Source organism: Brevibacterium sp. S22, from assembly GCF_004745485.1.
In the GTDB taxonomy this organism is placed as follows: Bacteria; Actinomycetota; Actinomycetes; order Actinomycetales; family Brevibacteriaceae; genus Brevibacterium.
Genome location: NZ_RHFG01000047.1, coordinates 1 through 19,671 on the forward strand (window position 1 = coordinate 1; position 19,671 = coordinate 19,671).

Below are 19,671 nucleotides of genomic sequence, written 5' to 3' on the forward strand. Positions count from 1 at the left end.
CCGGTTCTGGGAACACGGGTGAACTTCCGGAGGTTCTCATCTGAGGCAACGACCCTGCTGTGCCGGAGGTTTTCCTCTGAGGCAACGATGTTTCTTTCCCGGAGGTATTGCAATGAGGCTTCAGGGGGGGGCTTCAGGCCAAGAGTGTTTCGAAGTGATGCGATAGCTCGAAAGCAAACGCGCTCGCCTGGCTGCAGCGACCAAGTTGAGTTGCATCTGCCTCCAGCTTGGAGGTGCAAGCCCAGCATCGACTACTGATCTGCAGAATGATTCATCGAGGCCAAGTCATTGAGGGAGCTGTAATCGAGCGAATCCTCAAGCCGAGAGTAGCTTCCGGATGTTAAGAGCTCCGCGGTTGCATTCTTCACTACGGCGTAGGCGGCCTGAGCCACCGCGGAGCCTAGACTCACTCGTGCAACGCCGAGTGCGGCCAAGTCCTGCACGGTGGGAGCTCCGGGCCCGACCATAAGATTCAGAGGCGCATCAATGCGTTCAACGAGTGCGGCAACGGTGTCGATCTCAGTGGCACCCGGCACGAAGATTCCGTCGGCGCCAGCGTCGATGAATCGTTCGGCCCGGGAGACAGCAAGGGAAACCAGGTCCTCGTCGGGTCCGGCCTCTTTGAGGAAGACATCGGTGCGAGCGTTGATGAACAGGTCGACACCGGCAGAGTCCGCAGCCTTCTTTGCCATTGCAATCCGGTTGCCCGCGTCATCGGCCGATCTGTCTCCGTCTTCGATGTTGATTCCGACGACCCCGACGTCGAGAAAGGCTTTGACCGTTTCGGAGACACCGTAAGCTGTGTCCGCGTATCCGCCCTCAATATCCGCAGTTACCGGAAGCTCGCTTGCCCCAATGATGGATTCGGCCACAGCTACGGCCCGCGATCTTTCCAGATAGTCGCCATCGGGTAGTCCCGCGGCCCAGGAGATACCGGCGCTGGTGGTGGCGATCGCCGATACTCCCGTTGCCTCAGCAATTCGTGCTGATGCGGCATCCCACGCATTGCTGAGTAAAAGAGGGGACTCTGCATGGTGGAGAGCATGAAACTGGGTTGTCTTATCTCGAGTGATATACATCATGTCTCAAGTGAACCAAGGCACTTTGCCCGTGTCTGGCGGAATTCGGACCTGACAGTCAGCGGGCTGGCGTGCGCACGGTAGTGAGAGCTAATCCACTGTTTTGCTGATCAATGCCACTAGATCGTCCAGAACTGCTGAGGTGCTCAAGGCTGTCCCGAATGCCAGGCCATCGGAGATTCGTTCGGGCAGCCAGAGGAGGTTGCCCTGTTTTACTGCGGGGATGTTGCCGAACAGATCGCGCCGTTCAACACCGTCGCGTTCATCCCCATAGTTCTGGGCAACGATGAGGTCGGCATCGAGCAGGTTGAGCCGTTCGGCGCTGAGTGCGATTCCGGCCTCCGACGCCTTGGATTCGTCACGGTCGAGGTCTTCAACTGCTTCCGTCAGTACGAACCCGAGTTCCAGGAACACCTGCACCCGCGGATCGCTTGCGCCGTAGACATAGTAGTCGGGCGCAATCGGCCAAGTGTACGTGAGCGTCGTGTCGAGAAAAGCTGAATGTCGCGCTTGGGCGTCCGCGTACCGTTCTTCCAGCTCACTGATGACCTTCTCGCCTCGATCGACTCGGTTGACAGCTTTGGCCGTGCGGCGAGTGTGATCACGCCACGGGGTGCCGAAGGCGGCATTCTTTTCAAATGGCCCCACGGTCGGCACTGCCGCATTCAGCCGGTCATAGCTGGACTTGTCCAGAGCATCGCTGGCAATAACGAGGTCTGGTTCCAGCTCGATGATCTTCTCAAGCGGCACTCCGTCGGTGAGTTCCCAGCGCTCCGGAGTCTTCTTCCCGGCAAGGTGCCGAGCCCAATCATTGAGCCCCGTGCCGAAGAAATCGGTGAAGCCGACGGGCACGATGCCCAGGGAGAGCAAGACTTCGACATCGGTGTATCCGAGGGCCACCACACGTTCAGGATCTTCAGGTACCTGGGTTGATCCAAAAGCGTGTTCGATGCTCCGAGCGTGTGCGCCAGGAGAATCATGGTCGCCGATCGATGAACAGCCCACGGTCCCAAAAGCCATAGTGCTGAGCCCCGCTGCCAACAATCTGCGGCGAGTCAGATGGTTTGAAATGCGATGGATTTGGCCGCGGAGGTCAGCGACTCTTCTTTGATGGTTCGATAAGTGCACGAGAGACTCCCAGTTCGTATAAAAGGGCGCAAACCGACCTCAGCGCCACAATAGGTGAGCCTAACCTTACTGATAATTGCTCTTCCGGTCCACGTTCCAGAACGGAGAGGCCTACCGACGTATCGGAAGTTCCGACCAAAGTATAGAAAATGGGCGTATGTTCCATGATCGGCGCTACATTCATGGTGAAGCGCTGATTCACCAACGACATACCCGCGCCCGCGGTCGGCAGACTTGAGGGTGCGAGAAGTACTGCGAGGTAAGTCCATGCGGCAACGACCATGGCGAAGAGTTTCGAAGACAATGGTTTTCATGTGCTCGGTCGTCCTGCTCATCGGTATGTTGCTGGGCGCAATCACGGCAACGAATACCGGATCATTGTCCGGCGAGCATCGTCCTGAGCTCAATGCCATCGTTCCTCACGCAGTCGTCGGTGCAGTTGTCGGTGTGTCTGCGCTCATTGTGAGTCTGCGCTCCAGGTCTTGTCGCTGGGTGACCTGGCCGGTCAGCATACGTACAACTTCTAGAGCCGCCTGGACGATACGGTCAGCGCGTACGTCATTCGGCGGAGTGATTCGAACCGTCATCGGAACAGCGCTGATGGTGTTCAACTTCTTCCTTGTCTTCAGGATGGGATTTCAAGCCACTGTCGGCTTCAATCCAGCGCTGACGTTGAATGCCTGGGGCGGGCCAACTGCGGTCGGTTCATTTATTGCACACGGTCTAGATGCCGTCGTCTGTATTGGTGTCAGCTGCCTAGCACTGAACTCAGTTTTGCTCCGTGATCGGCCCTGAGCCGTATTCCACCTCGTATACGAAACAGCCCATCATCGTTGCTGCTCAACAGCTCCACGACCGTGTGCAGCAGTGAATAGCTTGGCTGCTTATCGAGGTATAGACAGCACCACCGAATATTCGGGACGCGGCTCCATTTCCCTGCATCGTCGGAGTTGCTGAAATGATCCTATGACTGAAAATTCGGGAACCGGGCTACCCGCGCTGCAAGTTCATGGCTTACAGAAATCTTTTCCCAGCCCCGGAAGCGAAATGCCTGTGACCATCCTGTCGGACGTGTCCATGACTGTTCATTCTGGAACATTTATTGCAATTGTCGGACCGTCTGGCTCGGGGAAATCGACTCTCCTGCACTGCGCAGGCGGTCTCGAGGACACTGACGCCGGTGAGGTGGTCATCGCTGGCTCTGAGATTTCGAAGTTGAGCTACGAACGACGCGCGGTTCTGCGTCGAGCTCACATCGGGTTTGTTTTTCAAGAGCACAACCTCGTTGGCTCTCTGACCGCTCGCGACAACGTCCGGTTGCCATCATTATTGCGTAGACAACCGATGGGCCGAACCAAAGCAGATGAGAATCTTGACGAAGTGGGACTCTCCCATCGGAAGAGTCATCGTCCTCACCAGCTTTCGGGAGGAGAACAACAAAGGACCGCCATCGCGAGAGTCATGGCCAACCACACTGAGATCGTCTTCGCCGATGAACCGACAGGATCGTTGGACCTGTCCGCTTCAGCGAAGGTTCTCCATTGGCTGCGCAGGACGGCCAGCGAAGGAGCCGCCGTCGTAATGGTGACTCACGACGTGCACGCCGCGGCACGTGCGGATCATGTATACGTCATGGAATCGGGACGTTTCAGATTCGACCTTCCTGGCGGTTCTCCGGAGCGAATCTCAGAATGCCTTCTTCAGATCAAGGAGCGTCCTCGTTGCTGAAATTCATGCTTTCAGATCTCCGATTCCACATCCGACTCTGGCTGCCGGCGTTTGTATCGGCGGGTCTCGGAGCTGCGTGTGCCGGAGGTGTCATCATCGCGGTCTCTTCTGGGCTGCACACAGCTGAGCCCGCCCCCGTGAACGATGCGCTGGAAGGAGTTCGCGTTCTCGGAGGCACGGTTTCACTTCTGACGTTGACTGCAACGTCCGGGGTCGTGGGATCGACCGCTGGTTTCATTCTCACCAGCCAAGCGCCGAACCATGCGAGGTTGCTGTTTATCGGGTTCACCCCCAAACAATTGAAGCGAATGTTAAGAGCCGAGATTGCATGCCTCGTCCTGTTTGCCGCAGCAGCAGCGATTCCGTTGTCGTATGCAGCTGCGACGGTGATCCTGTGGCAATGGGCAGCGATCGGCATTGTTGCTTCGGGTCAGTTGCCGGTGGCCGCATATTGGCACCCGTACGCAATCCTTCTCCTCGTGGTGTTGGCCGCCGTCTGGGGAACATGGGGACCCACCAGGAGAGCGTCGAAGATTCCAGCAGCGACTGCTTTGCGCGAAGCCAGCACGCACAAGCCGCATATAGCGTGGGTCCGCTCAGGCCTCGCCGTCATGCTGTTTGTCGGAGGTACGGCAATTCTCTTGGCCGTGTCGTTATTGCCTTTGGGCGGTTCGGATGACCGGGCGGCTGGAGCCTTGTCAGGTCTGCTGCTTTTGATCGTTGCAACATTGCTTGTTCCGTTGTGGACGATTCGGCCACTGCTCTGGGGATGGACGGCTCTCGTATTCTCGCAGTCCGCCCCATGGTTTCTAGCTCGCGAAGCTTGTCGCTTTGCTGCTTCACGCACTCTGGCAACAGTTGTGCCGTTTGCGATCGCATCGTCGTTGCTGGCGGTACTTTATGGTGGAGGTGCCATCTCGGGCGGGGGCACCTCTCTTACCGAAATCGGTGTTCTGCTCGGGCCGACGATAGTTGTCGCATGGGGCGGCGGAATCTGTATTATCGCGCTGATCGGTCAGTCACGGGCCCGAGAGCGGCGACTTCTCATTGCTGCAGGTGCAAGTAGGAAATTACTTCTGCAGACAGTCTGCCTCGAAGGCATCATCTACGCCATCACAGCTCTCCTGTATGAAGCATTGTTTCTTTCGGCCACGATTCTCGTCTTGAGCAGCGTCAGCGACATCAGTCTCAGCTCTGCCTTGCATGAGCTCCCGTGGTCGGCATTTCTTGTTATTTCTTTGGCCACTATCGGATTGGCCATCGGTACCGCTCTTATCTCAATCCATCAGCCTGTCCAAAATGCACGCGATGAAAAACCGCGGTCAACAAATACACAAGGAGAATACTCGTGAGTGATCAAAACAACGTCAGTTTGCCGCTGCTTCCTGCTGTGGAGAGGACGACAATATACGGCCTGGTTGCCATCGGCCTCGTGGCGGCTTTGAACGGCTGCGGTCCGCCCTCGACGGGGAAAGATTCTGATGCACAACGCGTCGAGTCCTTTGATTTCGACGAGACAGTTTTAGAAGTCGCCAACGACTACGCGGACGTGGAAGTGGACCACGGTGAGCCTGGATCAATCACAGTTCGAGAATATCGCACTGCGTTCGGAACTGCGCCAGACGATCCAGAATGGACGCTTGAACAGGGCACACTGGATTTGGGCAAACCGTGTGCGTCAACGGTTGGAATCTGTCAGGTCAGTTATCGGATCACAGTGCCGAAAGGCACCGAGGTCGATCCGTTGAAGACGGTCGGCAGTGAAAGCTGATGACGCAGCGATTCGCTTTACGCATCGTCATGGAGCGATGCAGGGGAATCGTATCCCTTTTAGGTTCGAAGCCAGCGGAGGATGGCTCGCACGCGACGGTTGTCCTCATCAGCATGTAGCCCCATCTTCTGGAATATGGATGCAATATGTTTACTCGTACCTTGAGCGGAAATGCTCAGCTGATCGCTTATCTGAGTATTCGATAGGCCACGAGACATGAACTCGATGACCTGGCGTTCTTTCTCAGTGAGGTGCCCGCCGGGGTATTCGTCGCGTTCGTTGTGCATGGCTGCATGCAGAACCTCCGGGTCGATGACGAAGCCGCCACTGGCGACGACGTCGAGCGATTGAAGAAACTCGCGGACGTGACTCACTCGTTCTTTGAGCAGGTATCCGATCCCGCCTTGCGAAGCTTCATTCTGGACGAGTCTTCGAAGGTATGGTCCCCCGATATAGGCGGAGAGAAGAACTATTGGCAAGTCAGGGTGCTTCTCACGCAGCCGAACAGCTGCTTCCAGACCGTCGTCGGCATTTCTCGGCGGCATGCGCACGTCGCTGACAACGAGGTCCGGAAGAGAGCTCGTCTCAGCGAGTTCTCTCAGCACGTTTTCCAATTCGGTAGCGTCGCAGACTTCGCCTGTGACCTCGTGCCCGGCGGATGTCAGAATCTCTGACAGGCCCGCGCGGATGAGCGCGGCATCCTCAGCGATCACGATCCTCATGCTTCACGCTCATGACTGACGTAACGGCTCGGTTCGCCCGTCGACGTTGAGAGCACTGCGGGAGCAGTCGCTTCAATCCGAGTCCCTTTGTGCGGATCCGAGTGGATGTGGAGGTCTCCATTCACACTCTGCATACGGTGACGTAGACCGGCGAGGCCCGTACGCTTCTTCGTATCGATGTGTGCTGTGCCTCTGCCGTTGTCAGACACAAGTAGCGACAGTCTGCCATTGAGGCGTCTGAGTCTGAGATAGGCCCGACCTGTGCCTGCATGTCTGGCTACGTTGCTCAGCGCCTCAGAGGCTGCGAAGTACAGTGCGCTAGCTGTGGTGGAACAGATCTCGTCAGTTTTGCCGTCGATATCGATCTCGACAGCGACGGCAGACCTTTCGCAGAGGCCCGTGATGGCGGCATTCAACCCGAGGTCTGACAGTTCTTTCGGGTGCACCCCGTGCACGATTTCTCGCAGAGATTGCAGAGACGTCTCGACTTGCCTGCGAGCGCGTAAGACAAGGTCATGCTCGCCACTCGTCGGTCCGAGACGGTAGTCGAGCAGCCCGAGGCTCATTGACAGTGCCAAGAGATCTTGCTGAACGCCGTCATGAAGGTCCTGTTCAATCCGCTGTCGCTCAAGTTCGAACGCAGAGACGATCTCTGCCCGGTTGGACCGGACGTCTCTGAGCTCGGAGACAAGCTGTGAGGTCGCGGGACGGCTCACTGCACGCACGATAGCGTCTCGCAGAAGAGACAGCCACACAGCTGAAGTGCCCATGAGCAGCAGGACAACTGTGCAGATCAGAACTACAGAAACCGCACCGGGTGCATCCGAAACTTCCACAGGACCGAATACTGCACCGGTTCCCCGACTGACCAGAACTGGTGTGGCTATGAGAACCACCGATGCTATAAGCGCAACAGCGAATGTTGTGCTCGAAGCCAGGCCGACAACAGCCGACGCGAGGGTCAGAGGAACATCTTGGGACCACAAAGGAGATGAGCGGACACGTACTGCTGCCCACGACATCCATGGGGCGCCATTCGGCCTGATACGGGGTATCGATTGTCCACATTCCCGTGCTCGAGCTCGCTCGAACTCAGCGATTCCGGCAGCTGCGAAAGGCAACAACGGAAAGAACACGATTGCCACGCACTCAAACGGCCAAAGCAAAACTGCGACGAACTCGCAGATGATCCGTCGAAACGGTCGCTCCAGCGATCGCTGGCCCGATGGTCTTCCAACGACATTCGTGTCTCGCATGAAACCCCCAATACGCATTGATGCCGTCGATTGAATGATCAGGTCGACTTGCTGAACAGAGTTCGCGCTTGCTGCACACTCTGGTAATCAGTGCGACAAGAGTCCACGGGCATCCTCGAATCTGAGCTTGCCGTTGGACTGGGCGATATCCTGAATGTACCCAAGTGGCTGACTGCGGCACCACAGCGAACTGAACATCGTGCGAAAATGCATACTTTGGTCGCATAAATCGACGCTAAAGGCCGATTCAGCAGCCAGGTGCGATACCTAGGCTCGACGACATGAACACACCAATCATCAGATCAAGCGAGTACATTGCAGCCCTTCGCACCGAGCTGTCTGACGCCGGGCCGGCGAAGCGTGCGGCCGCGTTGATCAATCAACGGGCACTCTTTCCCCATCGAGGGAAAGCGATCTTGACTGCTTCTCTACTAGAACTCACAAGTTGGGACACCAAAGGTTCAATCACCCTCTCTCCGACATCGGTTCGGAGAGTCACTCGCCAATTTGACAAGCATTATGGTGCCTTCATCGGCGGTGCCTCGGCCAAATGGGGAGCTCCGGTCATTATTGAACTCAAAGACGGAACCGTAATGTATGTCCTATTCAACCACCGGGCATTTCTCGAGAAGACGGACAACCCTGACTGGGAAGACGCACTTCTGGAGTGGCAGTCGTGATTCAAACCCATCACCTCACCAAACGCTATGGCGATGCCACTGTTGTCGATGACCTTTCGTTTACTGTCCCCAACGGCTCCATCACCGGGTTTCTTGGGCCGAATGGGGCCGGAAAGTCCACCACCATGAGAATGATCTTGGGCCTTGATCGTCCCAGTGATGGCGTCGCGCTCGTCGACGGCGAGAAGTTTGCTGACCTTCCGGCTCCCTCACGCACCGTCGGTGCGATGCTTGAGTCTGGCAGCCGACAACCTCGCTTGACTGCCTGCGCTTATCTGGCCTGGCAGGCGCGAGCTGCTCGACTTCCGAAATCGCGGATCGATGAGGTGCTCGAACAGACTGGGTTGGGAGAGGCGGCCCGGAAACAGGTTCGCGACTTCTCTCTTGGGATGCGCCAACGTTTGGGAATCGCGTCCGCCCTACTCGGCGATCCCACGCATCTGATTCTCGATGAGCCGATCAACGGACTCGACCCCCAAGGGGTGATGTGGGCCAGATCGCTCTTCAAGGAGCTGGCGAACGAGGGCCGTACTGTTTTCATCTCCAGCCACCTGCTATCGGAAATGGAAACAGTGGCTGATCGAATCATTGTCATCGGCCGGGGGCGCTTGATTGTGGAGTCCACGATGGCCGACCTTCATCAGCATGCGCGATCGAGTCATACCGTCGCAGTCTCTCCCGAGCCCGACGAGCTTGTGCGTCTTCTCGAAAGGTCCGACGCAAGCGTGGAGCGGGACAGCACCGACGATAGTGGTAGAACGCTGATCATCCGCAACTTTTCGGCAGCTCAAGTCGGTGAGATTGTTGTCGGCAGCGGCCTCCCACTACATCACCTGGCTCAGGTACAGACAACGTTGGAGCAAGCATTTATGGATCTGACCGCGGGCGCACTCGAGTATGAAGGTACGGAACACGATCCAATGCTCGCCTCTGTGGCGACGACTGCACGAACGGGTGGTTGAGGTGGCCACAGCAGATCCAATCCAGACAGCGAGCGCCCGTCCCCGACTGCGTGATTGCCTGGAGGGCGAAATTGTCAAGATCCTGAGCGCCAAGTCCACGGGTCTGACGATTGCGCTCTCGATAGGGGTGGCAGTGTTCGTCACTGTGCTTATCACCGTGTTCAACGACGGCAGCGCAGATCCGCTGTCGCTAAGCCTGATCGGTCCCTTCCTTGGAACATGGCTTCTCGTTGTACTGGCATCAAATGTCGTGGCGACAGAATACTCAACGGGCATGATCCAGCAATCACTTGCGGTGACACCACGTCGCGGGCGACTGGTCACTTCGAAACTGCTGTTCGTAGCGGCGATCAGTCTGCTGAGCGGCCTCGTTCTCTCCTTCTTGTGCTACGCAGTCGGTCAGCTGATCCTCTCGGGAACGGACCGGCCAAGCATTGGTTTGGGCGATGTCAGCACTATCCGAGCTGTGACAGTCACTGGCGTGTTCACACTCGTTTACCCTTTGATCGCTGCGAGCCTGGCCTTCGTCACGCGCCATGCAACGGGAGCCGTTCTACTCACACTCTTGATTGCGTTCTTCCCCATGGTGATGGCAGAACTCGGTTCATCAGTGTGGGCCGATATCGCTGTGCGACTTGCGCCAGGGGGACCCATGGAAAGCCTGACCGGCCAAGCGCAGCCGGGAACAGTCGGCTATATGGAGACTGGAACGACCGTCGGTGTCACAATCGGCTGGCTCTCACTATTCATTGCAGCGGCGTTTGCGAGTCAACTGCGGCGGGACGAGTAGAAGGGGCCGCCTACTCATTCGAAGCGATTAGGGGTCGCAGGTATTGGTGCCACGCGGCATGCTGGTATGAGTGACACCTAGATCCGAGTCTGAAGGAGCGGCAGATGGGGGACGAAGCTTTCGGCAAGTCTCGTCGCAAGACTGGTCAGCGTTGGCTCGACGCCGGCGCGATGGCGATTGCCGCCCTGATGGTGACTGTATGGGTGATCGATCCCGAACCGGAGCCGAAATATGCCGGGGCCGGGTACTATATCGTGAGCTACACGGTGGGTGTTCTGAGTATCTTTGCACAGTGGTGGCGGCGGAAATACGGCATCATTCTGGCCACCACGCTCATCGTCGGCTCGATCGTTCTCCCGATATTGTCGGGGCCCAGCCTTATTGCACTGTTCTCTGTAGCAAGCCATCGGCGGTTGGCCCCAACCCTGTGGATCACGGTGCTGGCACTGATCAGTGCCCCCATGCAGATTCTCGTGGGAACACCGCTTGCCGAAGGTGACTTCTGGAAAGCCGCCATTCCTCTTGGCCTTGGGTCCCTGCTCGTCGTCGGGTGGGGAATGGCACTGCGGTCTCGACGCGAAGTTGTACGAGCACTCGGAGAGCGTGCGGAACAATTGGCTCGGGAGCGAGATCTCGTTGCTGATTGGGCTCGCCGTGTTGAACGAGAGGAGATCGCTCGGGATATGCATGACTCACTGGCGCACCGACTGTCATTGATCAGCATGAGTGCAGGCGCGTTGAGCTTCAGAAGAGACCAGATCCCCTCGGACCTGGCCGAACTTGCGGCAACGCTGCAGAAGAATTCGAACGACGCGCTTGCCGAACTGCGAACTGTTGTCGGTGGAGTTCGTTTGGGACGGGCCGCCGAAGTCTGCGTTGACCGGGATTCTGCACGAGCGAGCATTCTCGAACTGGTCGAAGAATCGCGAGCTTCAGGCCAAGAGGTTGACGCTGAAGTCTCGCTAGCTCCAGGACTGCCCCCGAACATCGCACGTATTGCGTATCGAGCGGTTCAGGAGCTTCTGACAAATGCCCGTAAGCACAGTTCTGATCGTCTGCTCACCTTGGTGATCGCGGGGAACACCGAATCCGGTCTTTCGATTCGGTCGACAAACGCTGTGGGCTCTGACGATGGTCGAGGCAGCTCGGGAGGGTTTGGCTTGCTGGGGATGGCGGAACGTATCAAGGTCCATGACGGCTGGTTGACCGCAGGCCGGACGGTTGCGGATAAGTTCGAGGTGGAAGTGTGGTTGCCGTGGGAGGAGAAGTGATGACGGGCAGAGAATCGGCCATCACCGTCGCTGTAGTCGATGATGACCCTTACGTACGGGCAGCGTTGACAGCTGTCTTGTCTCCAACTGATGGAGTGATCCTTTTTGGCTGCTTCTCCGACGGTCAGGAGGTCGTCGATTCCGATCTCGAGGGCGTCGACGTCGTCCTCATGGACATCCGCATGCCCCAGATGAACGGGATCCAAGCGACTGAGTTGATCAAACGCAGACCTGCGTCTCCGGCAGTCATCGTGCTCACGACTTTTCATCTCGATGAAGAAGTCACCGAAGCGCTGAGGGTTGGTGCAACCGGTTACTTGCTCAAAGACACGGAACCGGCAGAGCTGCTGGAGGCGATTCGCAGCGCAGCACATGGACACACGTTGCTGTCGCCGTCAGTGTCTCGGCAGCTCATCGGTCTGGTGCATCTCAATTCCGACCGGCAGAAGATCGCGCAGCGGCAACTGAAGCGACTGTCTCCGCGAGAACTGGAAGTCGCAATTGCAATCAGCGACGGCAAAGCCAACGCTGATATTTCTCGGGAACTCTATATTTCTGTCCCGACCGTCAAGGCTCAAGTCAGCAGTATCTTCAACAAACTCGAGGTTTCCGGCAGGCTCCAGATTGCTTTGATCGTTCGAGACGCACAGATAAGGCGATGAAGATTGACTGATCAGCCGTCAGCCACCGGTGAAAGACGCAGGCAGAGGACCCGCTCAAGGTCATCGCTTTCCAAACCCAGGTGCGCTGGCCAAGCCAACCGCATTGTGTGCGAAGTCCGTATTTCCGTCTTGCCGTTTCGACAGGCGGAGTCAAGCGACCAAGTTGGACTGCTTCAATGAATCGTGGTGAGGCCGACGTCATTGTCGTCGGGTCCGGCCCCAACGGTCTGTCTGCAGCGGTGACCATGGCTCGCGCAGGACTGAGCGTTCATGTGTATGAGGCGCAACCTACTATCGGCGGTGGGGCGAGGACTCTCGATTTAGGGATCGCTCCGGGCATCACCCACGATATGTGTTCGGCCGGGCATCCCCTCGCGCTTGCCAGCCCGTTCTTCGCAGAGTTCGACCTCCGTGCTCGAGGCGTCGAATTCTTCACCCCTGAAATTGCCTACGCTCAACCGCTCGACGGAGGGTGCGCCGCGCTTGCTTACCACGATCTGAACAAGACTACTGATCGTCTTGGCAAGGCCGGACCCGAGTGGCGACGCTTCTTCGCTCCGCTTTTGGACCGTGTCGATGATTCGACTTGGCTGTCCCTCAGCGACAAACGGTCACTTCCTGAAACTCTTCGTGATATTCAGGGACTCATCAGCATTGCGAGATTCGGAACACGATTGCTGTCGCAATCCGGGCGACTGTGGAACGTGCCCTTCACACACGAGGCGACTCAATCACTGTTTACAGGAGTATCTGCCCACACAATCGGCAAGCTTCCCAGCATGGCCGGTGCTGCAACTGCCACGATGCTGTCGATGTTGGCCCACTCAGTCGGATGGCCGGCACCGATAGGCGGATCGCAGGCGATCGTCGACAGCATGGTCGCGGACTTCGAAGAGCACGGCGGCACCATGACGACGGAAGCGCGGATTCGACACGTCTCTGATATGCCGCATGCCAACGCCTATCTCCTTGACACTTCGGCCGCCGACGCGGCGAGTATCTTCAGAGGAGTTCTGCCGCCCGGTGTCGACAAAGCGCTGCGGACTTTCAAACACGGCAATGCAGCAGCCAAAGTCGACTTTGTTCTCAATGGTCCGGTCCCGTGGGCAGATCCCGCTGTCGGTCGAGCTGGAACTGTTCATGTTGGTGGAACCCGTGCTCAGATGGCTTTCGCTGAAGCAGAGGTCGCGCATGGTCGCATGCCCGAACATCCAGTGTGCTTGGTATCTGATCCGACTGTGTTCGATCCAGGACGGGAAGTCGGTGGCCTGCGTCCTCTGTGGACATATTGCCATGTGCCGTTCGACTGTTCAGTGGATCCAGCAGAAAGCATCATCGGTCAGATCGAGCGCTTCGCTCCGGGCTTCCGCGACACCATTGTCGACTACGTATCGATACCTGCCTCGCAGATGGCTGACCACAATCAGAACTACGTTGGCGGCGACATCGCGACTGGTCTTGTGACCTTCTATCGGATGATGGCACGACCACGTGTGGCTTGGGACGAGTACAGCCTAGGTGCTCCTGGTGTGTTTTTGTGTTCGCAGGCCACGCCGCCTGCTCCTGGCGTGCACGGAATGAACGGATGGTACGCAGCTGTAAGGGCGCTGCGTTCACAGTTCGGGATCTCTTCCGAGCCGAGTCTGGCGGCGACATAAGCGCCGGAATCAACTCAACCTTTAGTCTTCCAACCTCGGTGTATCCGAATTCGGCCGATCGCACTCGGACCACCGATGTGGTGATGACGTCGGATGGCTCAAGGCGACTCGCTCGTGCGGATCATCCGTGCTGAGTTCACGTCCGGCAAGGAGGTGAACCAGCCGGGGCCGCAGCATCGCAGCTGCCGAGTGAAGTGTGTTCGATCACGGTGCCCCCTCCCGTGAGGCCAGCCACCAGTACCCACGGCAAGACGCCTGCCAGAGCGCTCCCACGTTCGCCGACCTTCTGGGGGAGCGTGCGTTGCCGCATGCAGGGTCTGGTCCTGTCGGTCCGCTGCGACTTGTCAGAAGTTCGCCATGCGTTCGTTCTCGCTGACCATGCGGAGACAGCAATCGTCCTCGTGCAGCTGGCTGATCGTGTGGGAGCTCCGCGCGCAGCGGTGACCAGGGGATTGCCTTTCGGCAGGTAGGCGAGGCAGCGCCTCCGCGCCAGCGACTTCGTCTATGCGCGTCGGTTGTAGGCGATGAGCGACAGTGGAGCGAACACGACCACGAACACCGCCATCCAGATGAGAGTGAGCATCAGAGGCTCGCTGACGGGGCCGCCCATCATGAGACCGCGCACGGCGTCGACCAGGTGCCCGATCGGGTTCCATGAGGCGAAGGTCTGCATCCAGCCCGGCATCGTCTCGACCGGTACGAAAATGTTGCTGGCGAAGGCAAGGGGGAGAATGATGACTGCGCCGAGACCTTGCACTGCCATCGGGTCTTTGATCGCCAGGGCGAGGAGGACCACCGCCCATGACACCGCGAGGGCGAACGCGAGGGCGAGGGCACATCCGGAAAGCACCGACCATAGGTTGGTCTCGAATCGTACGCCGAGTAACAGCCCGAAGCCGATGAGCGCTGCGAGTGAGACGAGCTGACGGACTATGTCGCTGCCGATGGCACCGACGAGTGGGGCGATGCGGGCGATGGGGAGGCTGCGGAAGCGGTCGAAGATTCCCTCAGAGAGGTCGGTGCTGAGGGATACGCCGACGCCCATCGTGGCGAAGAGGCTCATCATGCCGAGGATGCCGGGAAAGACGTACTGCAGGTAATCGCCAGTGTCACCGGATATGGCACCGCCGAAAACGTAGCCGAAGAGCACGAGGAAGATCGCGGGGCCGATGATAACGTCGGCGAGGCCCGCCGGGTGCCGACGAAGCTTGACGATGCCTCGTCGGGACAGCGTCGCGGACTGGACCAACACCTGCCCGAGCCCGATGTGCTTCCTCAGTGGTGTGTGGGCGGTGGGGAGCGTTGCGGCAGTCATTCTGCTGCCTCCTTCTCGTTTTTCTCGTCGGCAGGGGTCGCACGGTGTCCGGTCAGCGTCAGGAAGACGTCGTCGAGACTCGGGAGGCGCAGCGAGAGGTCGCTGACTCCGATGGCGGCCTCATCGAGGCTCCGCACGATGGCGGGCATCACCTCGCCATCGGTCACAGCTGCGCTCAACACTCCGGTGTGTGCATCGACGACCGGGGTTGCGTTGATGATGTTCTGGACGCGATTCGTTGCTTCGTCGAGCTGGGTGGGGTCGCTCAGGCGCAGATCGAGCGTCTGGCTTCCCATACGCCGTTTGAGGCTGTCGGGAGTGCCGCGTGCGACGACCGTGCCTGAGTCGATGACGATGATGTCGTTTGCCAGGTGATCGGCTTCTTCGAGGTACTGCGTAGTGAGGAGCACCGTGGACCCTTGCGCGGCGAGTCTGCGGATCATCGCCCAGGTTTCACCCCTCCGGGCAGGGTCGAGGCCAGTGGTGGGTTCATCAAGGAACACGACCGCAGCATCGCCGATGATGCTCGCTGCGAGGTCGAGGCGGCGGCGCATCCCGCCGGAATAGCTCTTCGCCGGTTTGGCTGCGGCGTCGGTGAGCCCGGCTTCTTCGATGAGGTCGGAAGCACGGGCTCGGGCCTGCTTGCGGGACATGCCCAGCAACCGACCGATCATGGTGAGATTCTGGTGCCCGCTGAGGTCCTTATCCACCGAGGCATACTGCCCGGTGAGGCCGATGAGCTGCCGCACCTTGTAGGCGTCTCGAATGACCTCATATCCGCAGACTCGAGCAATGCCTTCATCGGCCTTCGCCAGGGTAGCGAGGATGCGCACCGTGGTGGTCTTGCCCGAACCGTTCGGGCCGAGCAGCCCGAGTACGGCCCCGGGCTCCGCAGTGAAGTCGATGCCGTCGAGAGCGGTGGTGTCACTGAATCTCTTGACCAGGCCGCTCACCTCGATTGCGGGGCTGCTGCAGTATTGACTCATGCGCTTTCTCCGTTCTTCATCCTGCGCGGCCTAAACCTACGCCTTCTTGGCCCTGACGCTGTCCGCCTCAGAACCGATATGCTCTCGCACCGGGAAAAGTGAGGTCCTCGGCCCATCGGCCCAGAGGTTGACGCAGTCGACGACCTGCTCGTCGCCCTTCGGCGGCAGACCGGGAAGGAGGATTGTCGTCGGTCGTTCCAGGATGACCTCAATGTTGGTTCGGTCGGTGATGCCCATCAGCCGTCCTCTGCTTCCGGCTGCTCCGCACTCACCAGCGTGGTGAGGCGGGCGATGATCGCGTCGATGCCCTGTTCGAGTGCATCGAGGTGCTCGGGCGCGACCGCGTCACGCAACTCGCCTTCCAGGTGGGCGTGCTCCTCCTGCATCCGGGCCATCGCCGTCTCGCCGTTCGAGGTGAGGGTCACCAGCACGGCACGGCGGTCGGTGGGATGCGCGATGCGCTCAACGTATCCGTGCTGCTCCAGCGCGTCCACGAGGCCAGAGATGTTGCGAGGTGTCACCGACAACGCCGCGGCGAGCGTCTGCTGGGTAGATGGGCCGCTCAGTGCCAACGTCCACAAGACGGCGACGCGCGACTCCGTGAATGGAGTGCCGGCGAAGGCCCGGGCCATGTCCTGCTGGAACATGCTCGTGATGGCCATCAGCTTGTCTACGATCGAGGAATGCATATAGTTACTGTACTACATTAAGAAGGTAGGTAACAATATGTGCTGACTGAGTTCGTCAATGCCAAGGTGACGCGTGAGGCCCCCTGCTCGTACGCATGGCCCGGTCCACTATCCCGCCGGGAGAAGACGTGAGCGAGCAGGCCGAACGACAGATCATCGGTTAAGCAGCGGCAGGTCTCTGGAAACGTATTCCGATGAGTGCGAAGCTGACGCTGTCGCTTCTGATCTGGCTTTCCGGCAGGACCGGAGATCCCGCTGACTTGGGTGTCCACTATTCGAGGGTTGCCTCAGATCTGGAGTCGAGGTCACGAAGTGAGACTCGGCGTGCAAGAGGCCCTGAGATCTAGTGTCGGATGACCGGTTGCGAGAGGCGGAACTGACGCAGGGGTTCGGATAAAGGGCCCTTAGCAGGGCACCGGTGAGACATCAGACGGCGCCGGTGATTCCTCCGTCGACTGGGAGGTTCGCACCATTGATGTATCCGGCCAGGGGGCTCGCGAGGTAGGCGATTGCTGTGGCGATGTCTTCGGGGCGGCCGAGCCGACCGGTGGGATTCGGCGCATAGTCTGCCATGGCATCAGGCTCGGAGTCTTTCGACGCCTCAGCGGTACTGTCTTCCCGTTCAGAGAACATTCTCTCCAGAGATTCTGTGAGGATGACTCCCGGACTCACGCAGTTCGCAGTGACCCCGGAATGTGCGAGACTCTTGGCCAAACTAGAAGTGAGGTTGAGCACGGCCGCCTTGGCAGCAGAATAGTCCACCATGTTCTCCAGCGGGCTCACCACTGCGCGGCTGCCGATATTGATGACACGTCCCCAGCTTCTCTCGCGCATCATCGGGGTCAACTGGCGGATAAGCGACGCTGCAGAGACCACATTGCCTTGATACGACTGAATCCAATCGCTTGGACTGACACGGTCCCAGGAATGCTCGCTGAATGGACCTGCATTGTTGACCAGAATGTCAACGCCATGCTCCAACGCCCGTTCGCCTACCTCGACTACTGCGGCCGGATCAGTCAAGTCTCCGAGTACGATGGTCGCCGTACCACCTTGCGCACGGATCTCGGAGGCCACATCTTCGCATGGTTGCTCATGACGTCCATGAATCAACACTATGCACCCTTCTTTGGCCAGCCGGTCCGCGACGGCGCGGCCAACACCCGAACTGCTGCCAGTGATCAGAGCGCGTTTACCCTCCAAATGTAGATCCATGAAACAAGCATAGTCGTCGCCTCTGGCAGAGAGGGCCCCTCATTTCGCACGGAATGATGGTGTCGTTTCAGCAGGTTTGTGCATTTGTCTGATTGCCAGACGCCGATCCGTCACTGACACGAGGGGCGTATTGCCCAGAGCGTGAGCGATCTTGGCTGCTCAGCTCTTCGCGAGGATCAACCACCCACGACCGGGCGCGTAGGGCAGATCTCGGACCTCACAATCTTTGAAGCCGGCATCCGATAACGTGCGCTCGAGAGCATCTTCGCTTCGGAAACGCAGAGTCGACGTGGAGTCGATCCGTTCTCCATCACGGTGAAAGATCGTTGGTGATTCGAAAGTGACAAACTCGCCGTCGACTTTGGTCACCTGCACCCATTCTTCGACCGATCCTTCACCCTCAACATGCACCACTTGATGAGTCTGCTCTTTCGTCCAACGCTCCCACCCGCGATCAGCAGGTTGTCTTGTCTCAAAAATGATGTGTCCACCTGGGCGGAGGCAGAGTTTGATCGCGCAAAGGTTGGCGAGCCAGTCGTCATTGTCGAGGAACACCTGGGCGACGTTGGCAGTCATTGCAGCGAGATCAAAGGTGCCGTGTCGGCTTGGATCGGCGGCGACGTCCACGACTGTGCCGACGACGAATTCCGCGAGGTCAGAGACCACTTTCTCGCGAGCGACATCGATCGACGCTTCAGCCGGGTCAACCCCCAGAGCTGTCAGCCCCAACTCGGTGAGCATCGAGATCAGAGTTCCTGTGCCACAGCCTACGTCGAGAACCGTTTTCGCCCCGACGCCTTCGATAACTTGCAGGTAGGCGTCGAGGTCGCTCCGGTCAGGGTCGAGCGGGTCGTAGACGCGAGCGAGTCGGGGGTGTGAATATAGGGCATCGGGCATTTGTCCAGACTATCGGTCGACCGGGATGCCGCAACGTCTTTTTCAGCCCGCAGTACCCGCGCTGATTGCAGGCCGTGCCTTAATCACTTGTGCATCGCGCCCAGCTCCGCCTCCTAAGGCTGTGGATCGGAACTGAAGCCGGTCCCTTTCCCATGAAGAAGCTTGGCGTCCTGGGATGCACGTGAGCCACTACCGCCGGGCAAGATGCACAGCCCCACCTCTATGCATTCGTCGGTACTGGGGCCAAGCGAGAAGTGTTCTCTGGTGCAACTTCCGGCAGCAAGACCCGCGAAACAGGCCCTCGGAATGAGGCGATTGCTCGATGATGCTGAAGAGGGAGGCGCCGTCGTCATGTGGCGCATCAGGCGCCTTGGCCGATCAGTACTTGAGGTTTCGGCTACCGTGAACCTTCCTCGCAGAAGGGGAGCCGAGGTCCGTTCCGCCTCCGACAACTCTGACCCCGGCGACGCGGGGGTTTGGATTTCGTATTCGGGAATCCGTCGCCGATGATGCGGGCCTAGGAGATTGCTGGTCCAGGAGACGGAGAACCGGTATCGGCCGACGTCGAGATCGTCCCAGTGCGATCGACCGCGTCGGCCCAGAGCCCGTGCGCTCTCAGTCTGAAAAGCACCGGTGGCTGTGGAGAAATGCAGACTCACGCATCGCCTGTGGGGCGAATTCTGGTGTGCCTGCCATTATCAGAATATGCCACGGATAGGGCCTTGCCGCAAGGCCCCGCGTTGACTCATAGAAAACCTCCGCGTAACCATCATCGTTGCCTCATTTGAAAACCTCCGGCACGGCCGGGTCGTTGACTCAGAACAAAACCTCCGCCACCGGAGTGGCTCCACCAGGCAGGCAT

General features: G+C 58.7%; 20 protein-coding genes. 11 read left to right on the forward strand and 9 right to left on the reverse strand.

Features of this window, described 5'->3' with window-relative positions; translation table 11 throughout:
• Positions 1–251 precede the first annotated feature (251 nt).
• Together EB835_RS19705 and EB835_RS19710 are read right to left on the reverse strand one after the other, a co-directional pair.
• Positions 252–1,082, reverse strand: coding sequence for an isocitrate lyase/PEP mutase family protein (locus EB835_RS19705; RefSeq protein ID WP_135811117.1), 831 nt, complete (start codon positions 1,080–1,082; stop codon positions 252–254).
• Between the two features lie 87 nt (positions 1,083–1,169).
• The gene (locus EB835_RS19710; RefSeq protein WP_168216803.1) at positions 1,170–1,982 is read right to left on the reverse strand and encodes an ABC transporter substrate-binding protein; all 813 of its coding nucleotides are present in this window, start codon (positions 1,980–1,982) and stop codon (positions 1,170–1,172) included.
• A 537-nt stretch (positions 1,983–2,519) separates the two neighbouring features.
• On the opposite strand from EB835_RS19710, the gene EB835_RS19715 reads away from it, so the two are divergent.
• The 4 genes from EB835_RS19715 to EB835_RS19730 all read left to right on the forward strand — a co-directional run bounded on the left by EB835_RS19715 (position 2,520) and on the right by EB835_RS19730 (position 5,706).
• Positions 2,520–3,002, forward strand: a complete 483-nt coding sequence (locus EB835_RS19715; RefSeq protein WP_135811119.1) for a hypothetical protein — start codon at positions 2,520–2,522, stop codon at positions 3,000–3,002.
• 171 nt (positions 3,003–3,173) lie between these two features.
• Complete coding sequence (locus tag EB835_RS19720) at positions 3,174–3,935, forward strand: ABC transporter ATP-binding protein (protein WP_135811120.1); 762 nt, start codon at positions 3,174–3,176, stop codon at positions 3,933–3,935.
• Entirely contained in the window at positions 3,929–5,287 is a 1,359-nt protein-coding gene (locus EB835_RS19725; protein WP_168216804.1) for an FtsX-like permease family protein, read from the forward strand. The genes EB835_RS19720 and EB835_RS19725 overlap by 7 nt, the downstream gene beginning before the upstream one ends.
• The gene (locus EB835_RS19730) at positions 5,284–5,706 is read left to right on the forward strand and encodes a hypothetical protein (RefSeq protein WP_135811122.1); all 423 of its coding nucleotides are present in this window, start codon (positions 5,284–5,286) and stop codon (positions 5,704–5,706) included. The genes EB835_RS19725 and EB835_RS19730 overlap by 4 nt, the downstream gene beginning before the upstream one ends.
• 59 nt (positions 5,707–5,765) lie before the next feature.
• Here the strand turns inward: EB835_RS19730 and EB835_RS19735 are convergent, their stop codons facing one another.
• Positions 5,766–6,428, reverse strand: coding sequence for a response regulator transcription factor (locus tag EB835_RS19735; protein WP_135811123.1), 663 nt, complete (start codon positions 6,426–6,428; stop codon positions 5,766–5,768).
• Between the two features lie 1,537 nt (positions 6,429–7,965).
• Between EB835_RS19735 and EB835_RS19745 the strand changes: the two genes are divergently transcribed.
• From EB835_RS19745 to EB835_RS19770, 6 genes are all read left to right on the forward strand, one after another.
• Positions 7,966–8,364, forward strand: coding sequence for a hypothetical protein (locus EB835_RS19745; protein ID WP_135811125.1), 399 nt, complete (start codon positions 7,966–7,968; stop codon positions 8,362–8,364).
• Positions 8,361–9,326, forward strand: coding sequence for an ABC transporter ATP-binding protein (locus EB835_RS19750; RefSeq protein ID WP_135811137.1), 966 nt, complete (start codon positions 8,361–8,363; stop codon positions 9,324–9,326). The genes EB835_RS19745 and EB835_RS19750 overlap by 4 nt, the downstream gene beginning before the upstream one ends.
• Position 9,327: 1 nt before the next feature.
• Positions 9,328–10,116: an ABC transporter permease subunit gene (locus tag EB835_RS19755; protein ID WP_168216806.1), complete on the forward strand. Its 789-nt coding sequence runs from the start codon at positions 9,328–9,330 to the stop codon at positions 10,114–10,116.
• A 104-nt stretch (positions 10,117–10,220) separates the two neighbouring features.
• Positions 10,221–11,387, forward strand: a complete 1,167-nt coding sequence (locus EB835_RS19760) for a sensor histidine kinase (protein WP_135811127.1) — start codon at positions 10,221–10,223, stop codon at positions 11,385–11,387.
• On the forward strand, positions 11,387–12,049 hold the full coding sequence (locus tag EB835_RS19765) for a response regulator transcription factor (protein ID WP_135811128.1): 663 nt from the start codon (positions 11,387–11,389) through the stop codon (positions 12,047–12,049). Before EB835_RS19760 ends, EB835_RS19765 begins: the two co-directional genes overlap by 1 nt.
• Positions 12,050–12,225: 176 nt before the next feature.
• On the forward strand, positions 12,226–13,707 hold the full coding sequence (locus EB835_RS19770) for a phytoene desaturase family protein (RefSeq protein ID WP_135811129.1): 1,482 nt from the start codon (positions 12,226–12,228) through the stop codon (positions 13,705–13,707).
• Between the two features lie 502 nt (positions 13,708–14,209).
• Here EB835_RS19770 and EB835_RS19775 read toward each other — a convergent pair.
• The 6 genes from EB835_RS19775 to EB835_RS19800 all read right to left on the reverse strand — a co-directional run bounded on the left by EB835_RS19775 (position 14,210) and on the right by EB835_RS19800 (position 18,809).
• Positions 14,210–15,022 carry an ABC transporter permease gene (locus tag EB835_RS19775; protein ID WP_135811130.1) on the reverse strand — a complete coding sequence of 271 codons (813 nt, stop codon included), beginning with the start codon at positions 15,020–15,022 and terminating at the stop codon, positions 14,210–14,212.
• Positions 15,019–16,008 carry an ATP-binding cassette domain-containing protein gene (locus tag EB835_RS19780; protein ID WP_135811131.1) on the reverse strand — a complete coding sequence of 330 codons (990 nt, stop codon included), beginning with the start codon at positions 16,006–16,008 and terminating at the stop codon, positions 15,019–15,021. The genes EB835_RS19775 and EB835_RS19780 overlap by 4 nt, the downstream gene beginning before the upstream one ends.
• A 36-nt stretch (positions 16,009–16,044) precedes the next feature.
• Positions 16,045–16,245 carry a hypothetical protein gene (locus EB835_RS19785; protein ID WP_135811132.1) on the reverse strand — a complete coding sequence of 67 codons (201 nt, stop codon included), beginning with the start codon at positions 16,243–16,245 and terminating at the stop codon, positions 16,045–16,047.
• Positions 16,245–16,697, reverse strand: a complete 453-nt coding sequence (locus EB835_RS19790) for a MarR family winged helix-turn-helix transcriptional regulator (RefSeq protein ID WP_135811133.1) — start codon at positions 16,695–16,697, stop codon at positions 16,245–16,247. Before EB835_RS19790 ends, EB835_RS19785 begins: the two co-directional genes overlap by 1 nt.
• A gap of 426 nt (positions 16,698–17,123) precedes the next feature.
• Positions 17,124–17,912 carry an SDR family NAD(P)-dependent oxidoreductase gene (locus tag EB835_RS19795; RefSeq protein WP_135811134.1) on the reverse strand — a complete coding sequence of 263 codons (789 nt, stop codon included), beginning with the start codon at positions 17,910–17,912 and terminating at the stop codon, positions 17,124–17,126.
• A gap of 159 nt (positions 17,913–18,071) precedes the next feature.
• Entirely contained in the window at positions 18,072–18,809 is a 738-nt protein-coding gene (locus EB835_RS19800; RefSeq protein ID WP_135811135.1) for a class I SAM-dependent methyltransferase, read from the reverse strand.
• A gap of 351 nt (positions 18,810–19,160) precedes the next feature.
• Between EB835_RS19800 and EB835_RS19805 the strand changes: the two genes are divergently transcribed.
• A complete protein-coding gene (locus tag EB835_RS19805) occupies positions 19,161–19,319 on the forward strand; it encodes a recombinase family protein (protein ID WP_240688881.1) in 159 nt (52 codons plus the stop codon).
• Positions 19,320–19,671: the final 352 nt, after the last annotated feature.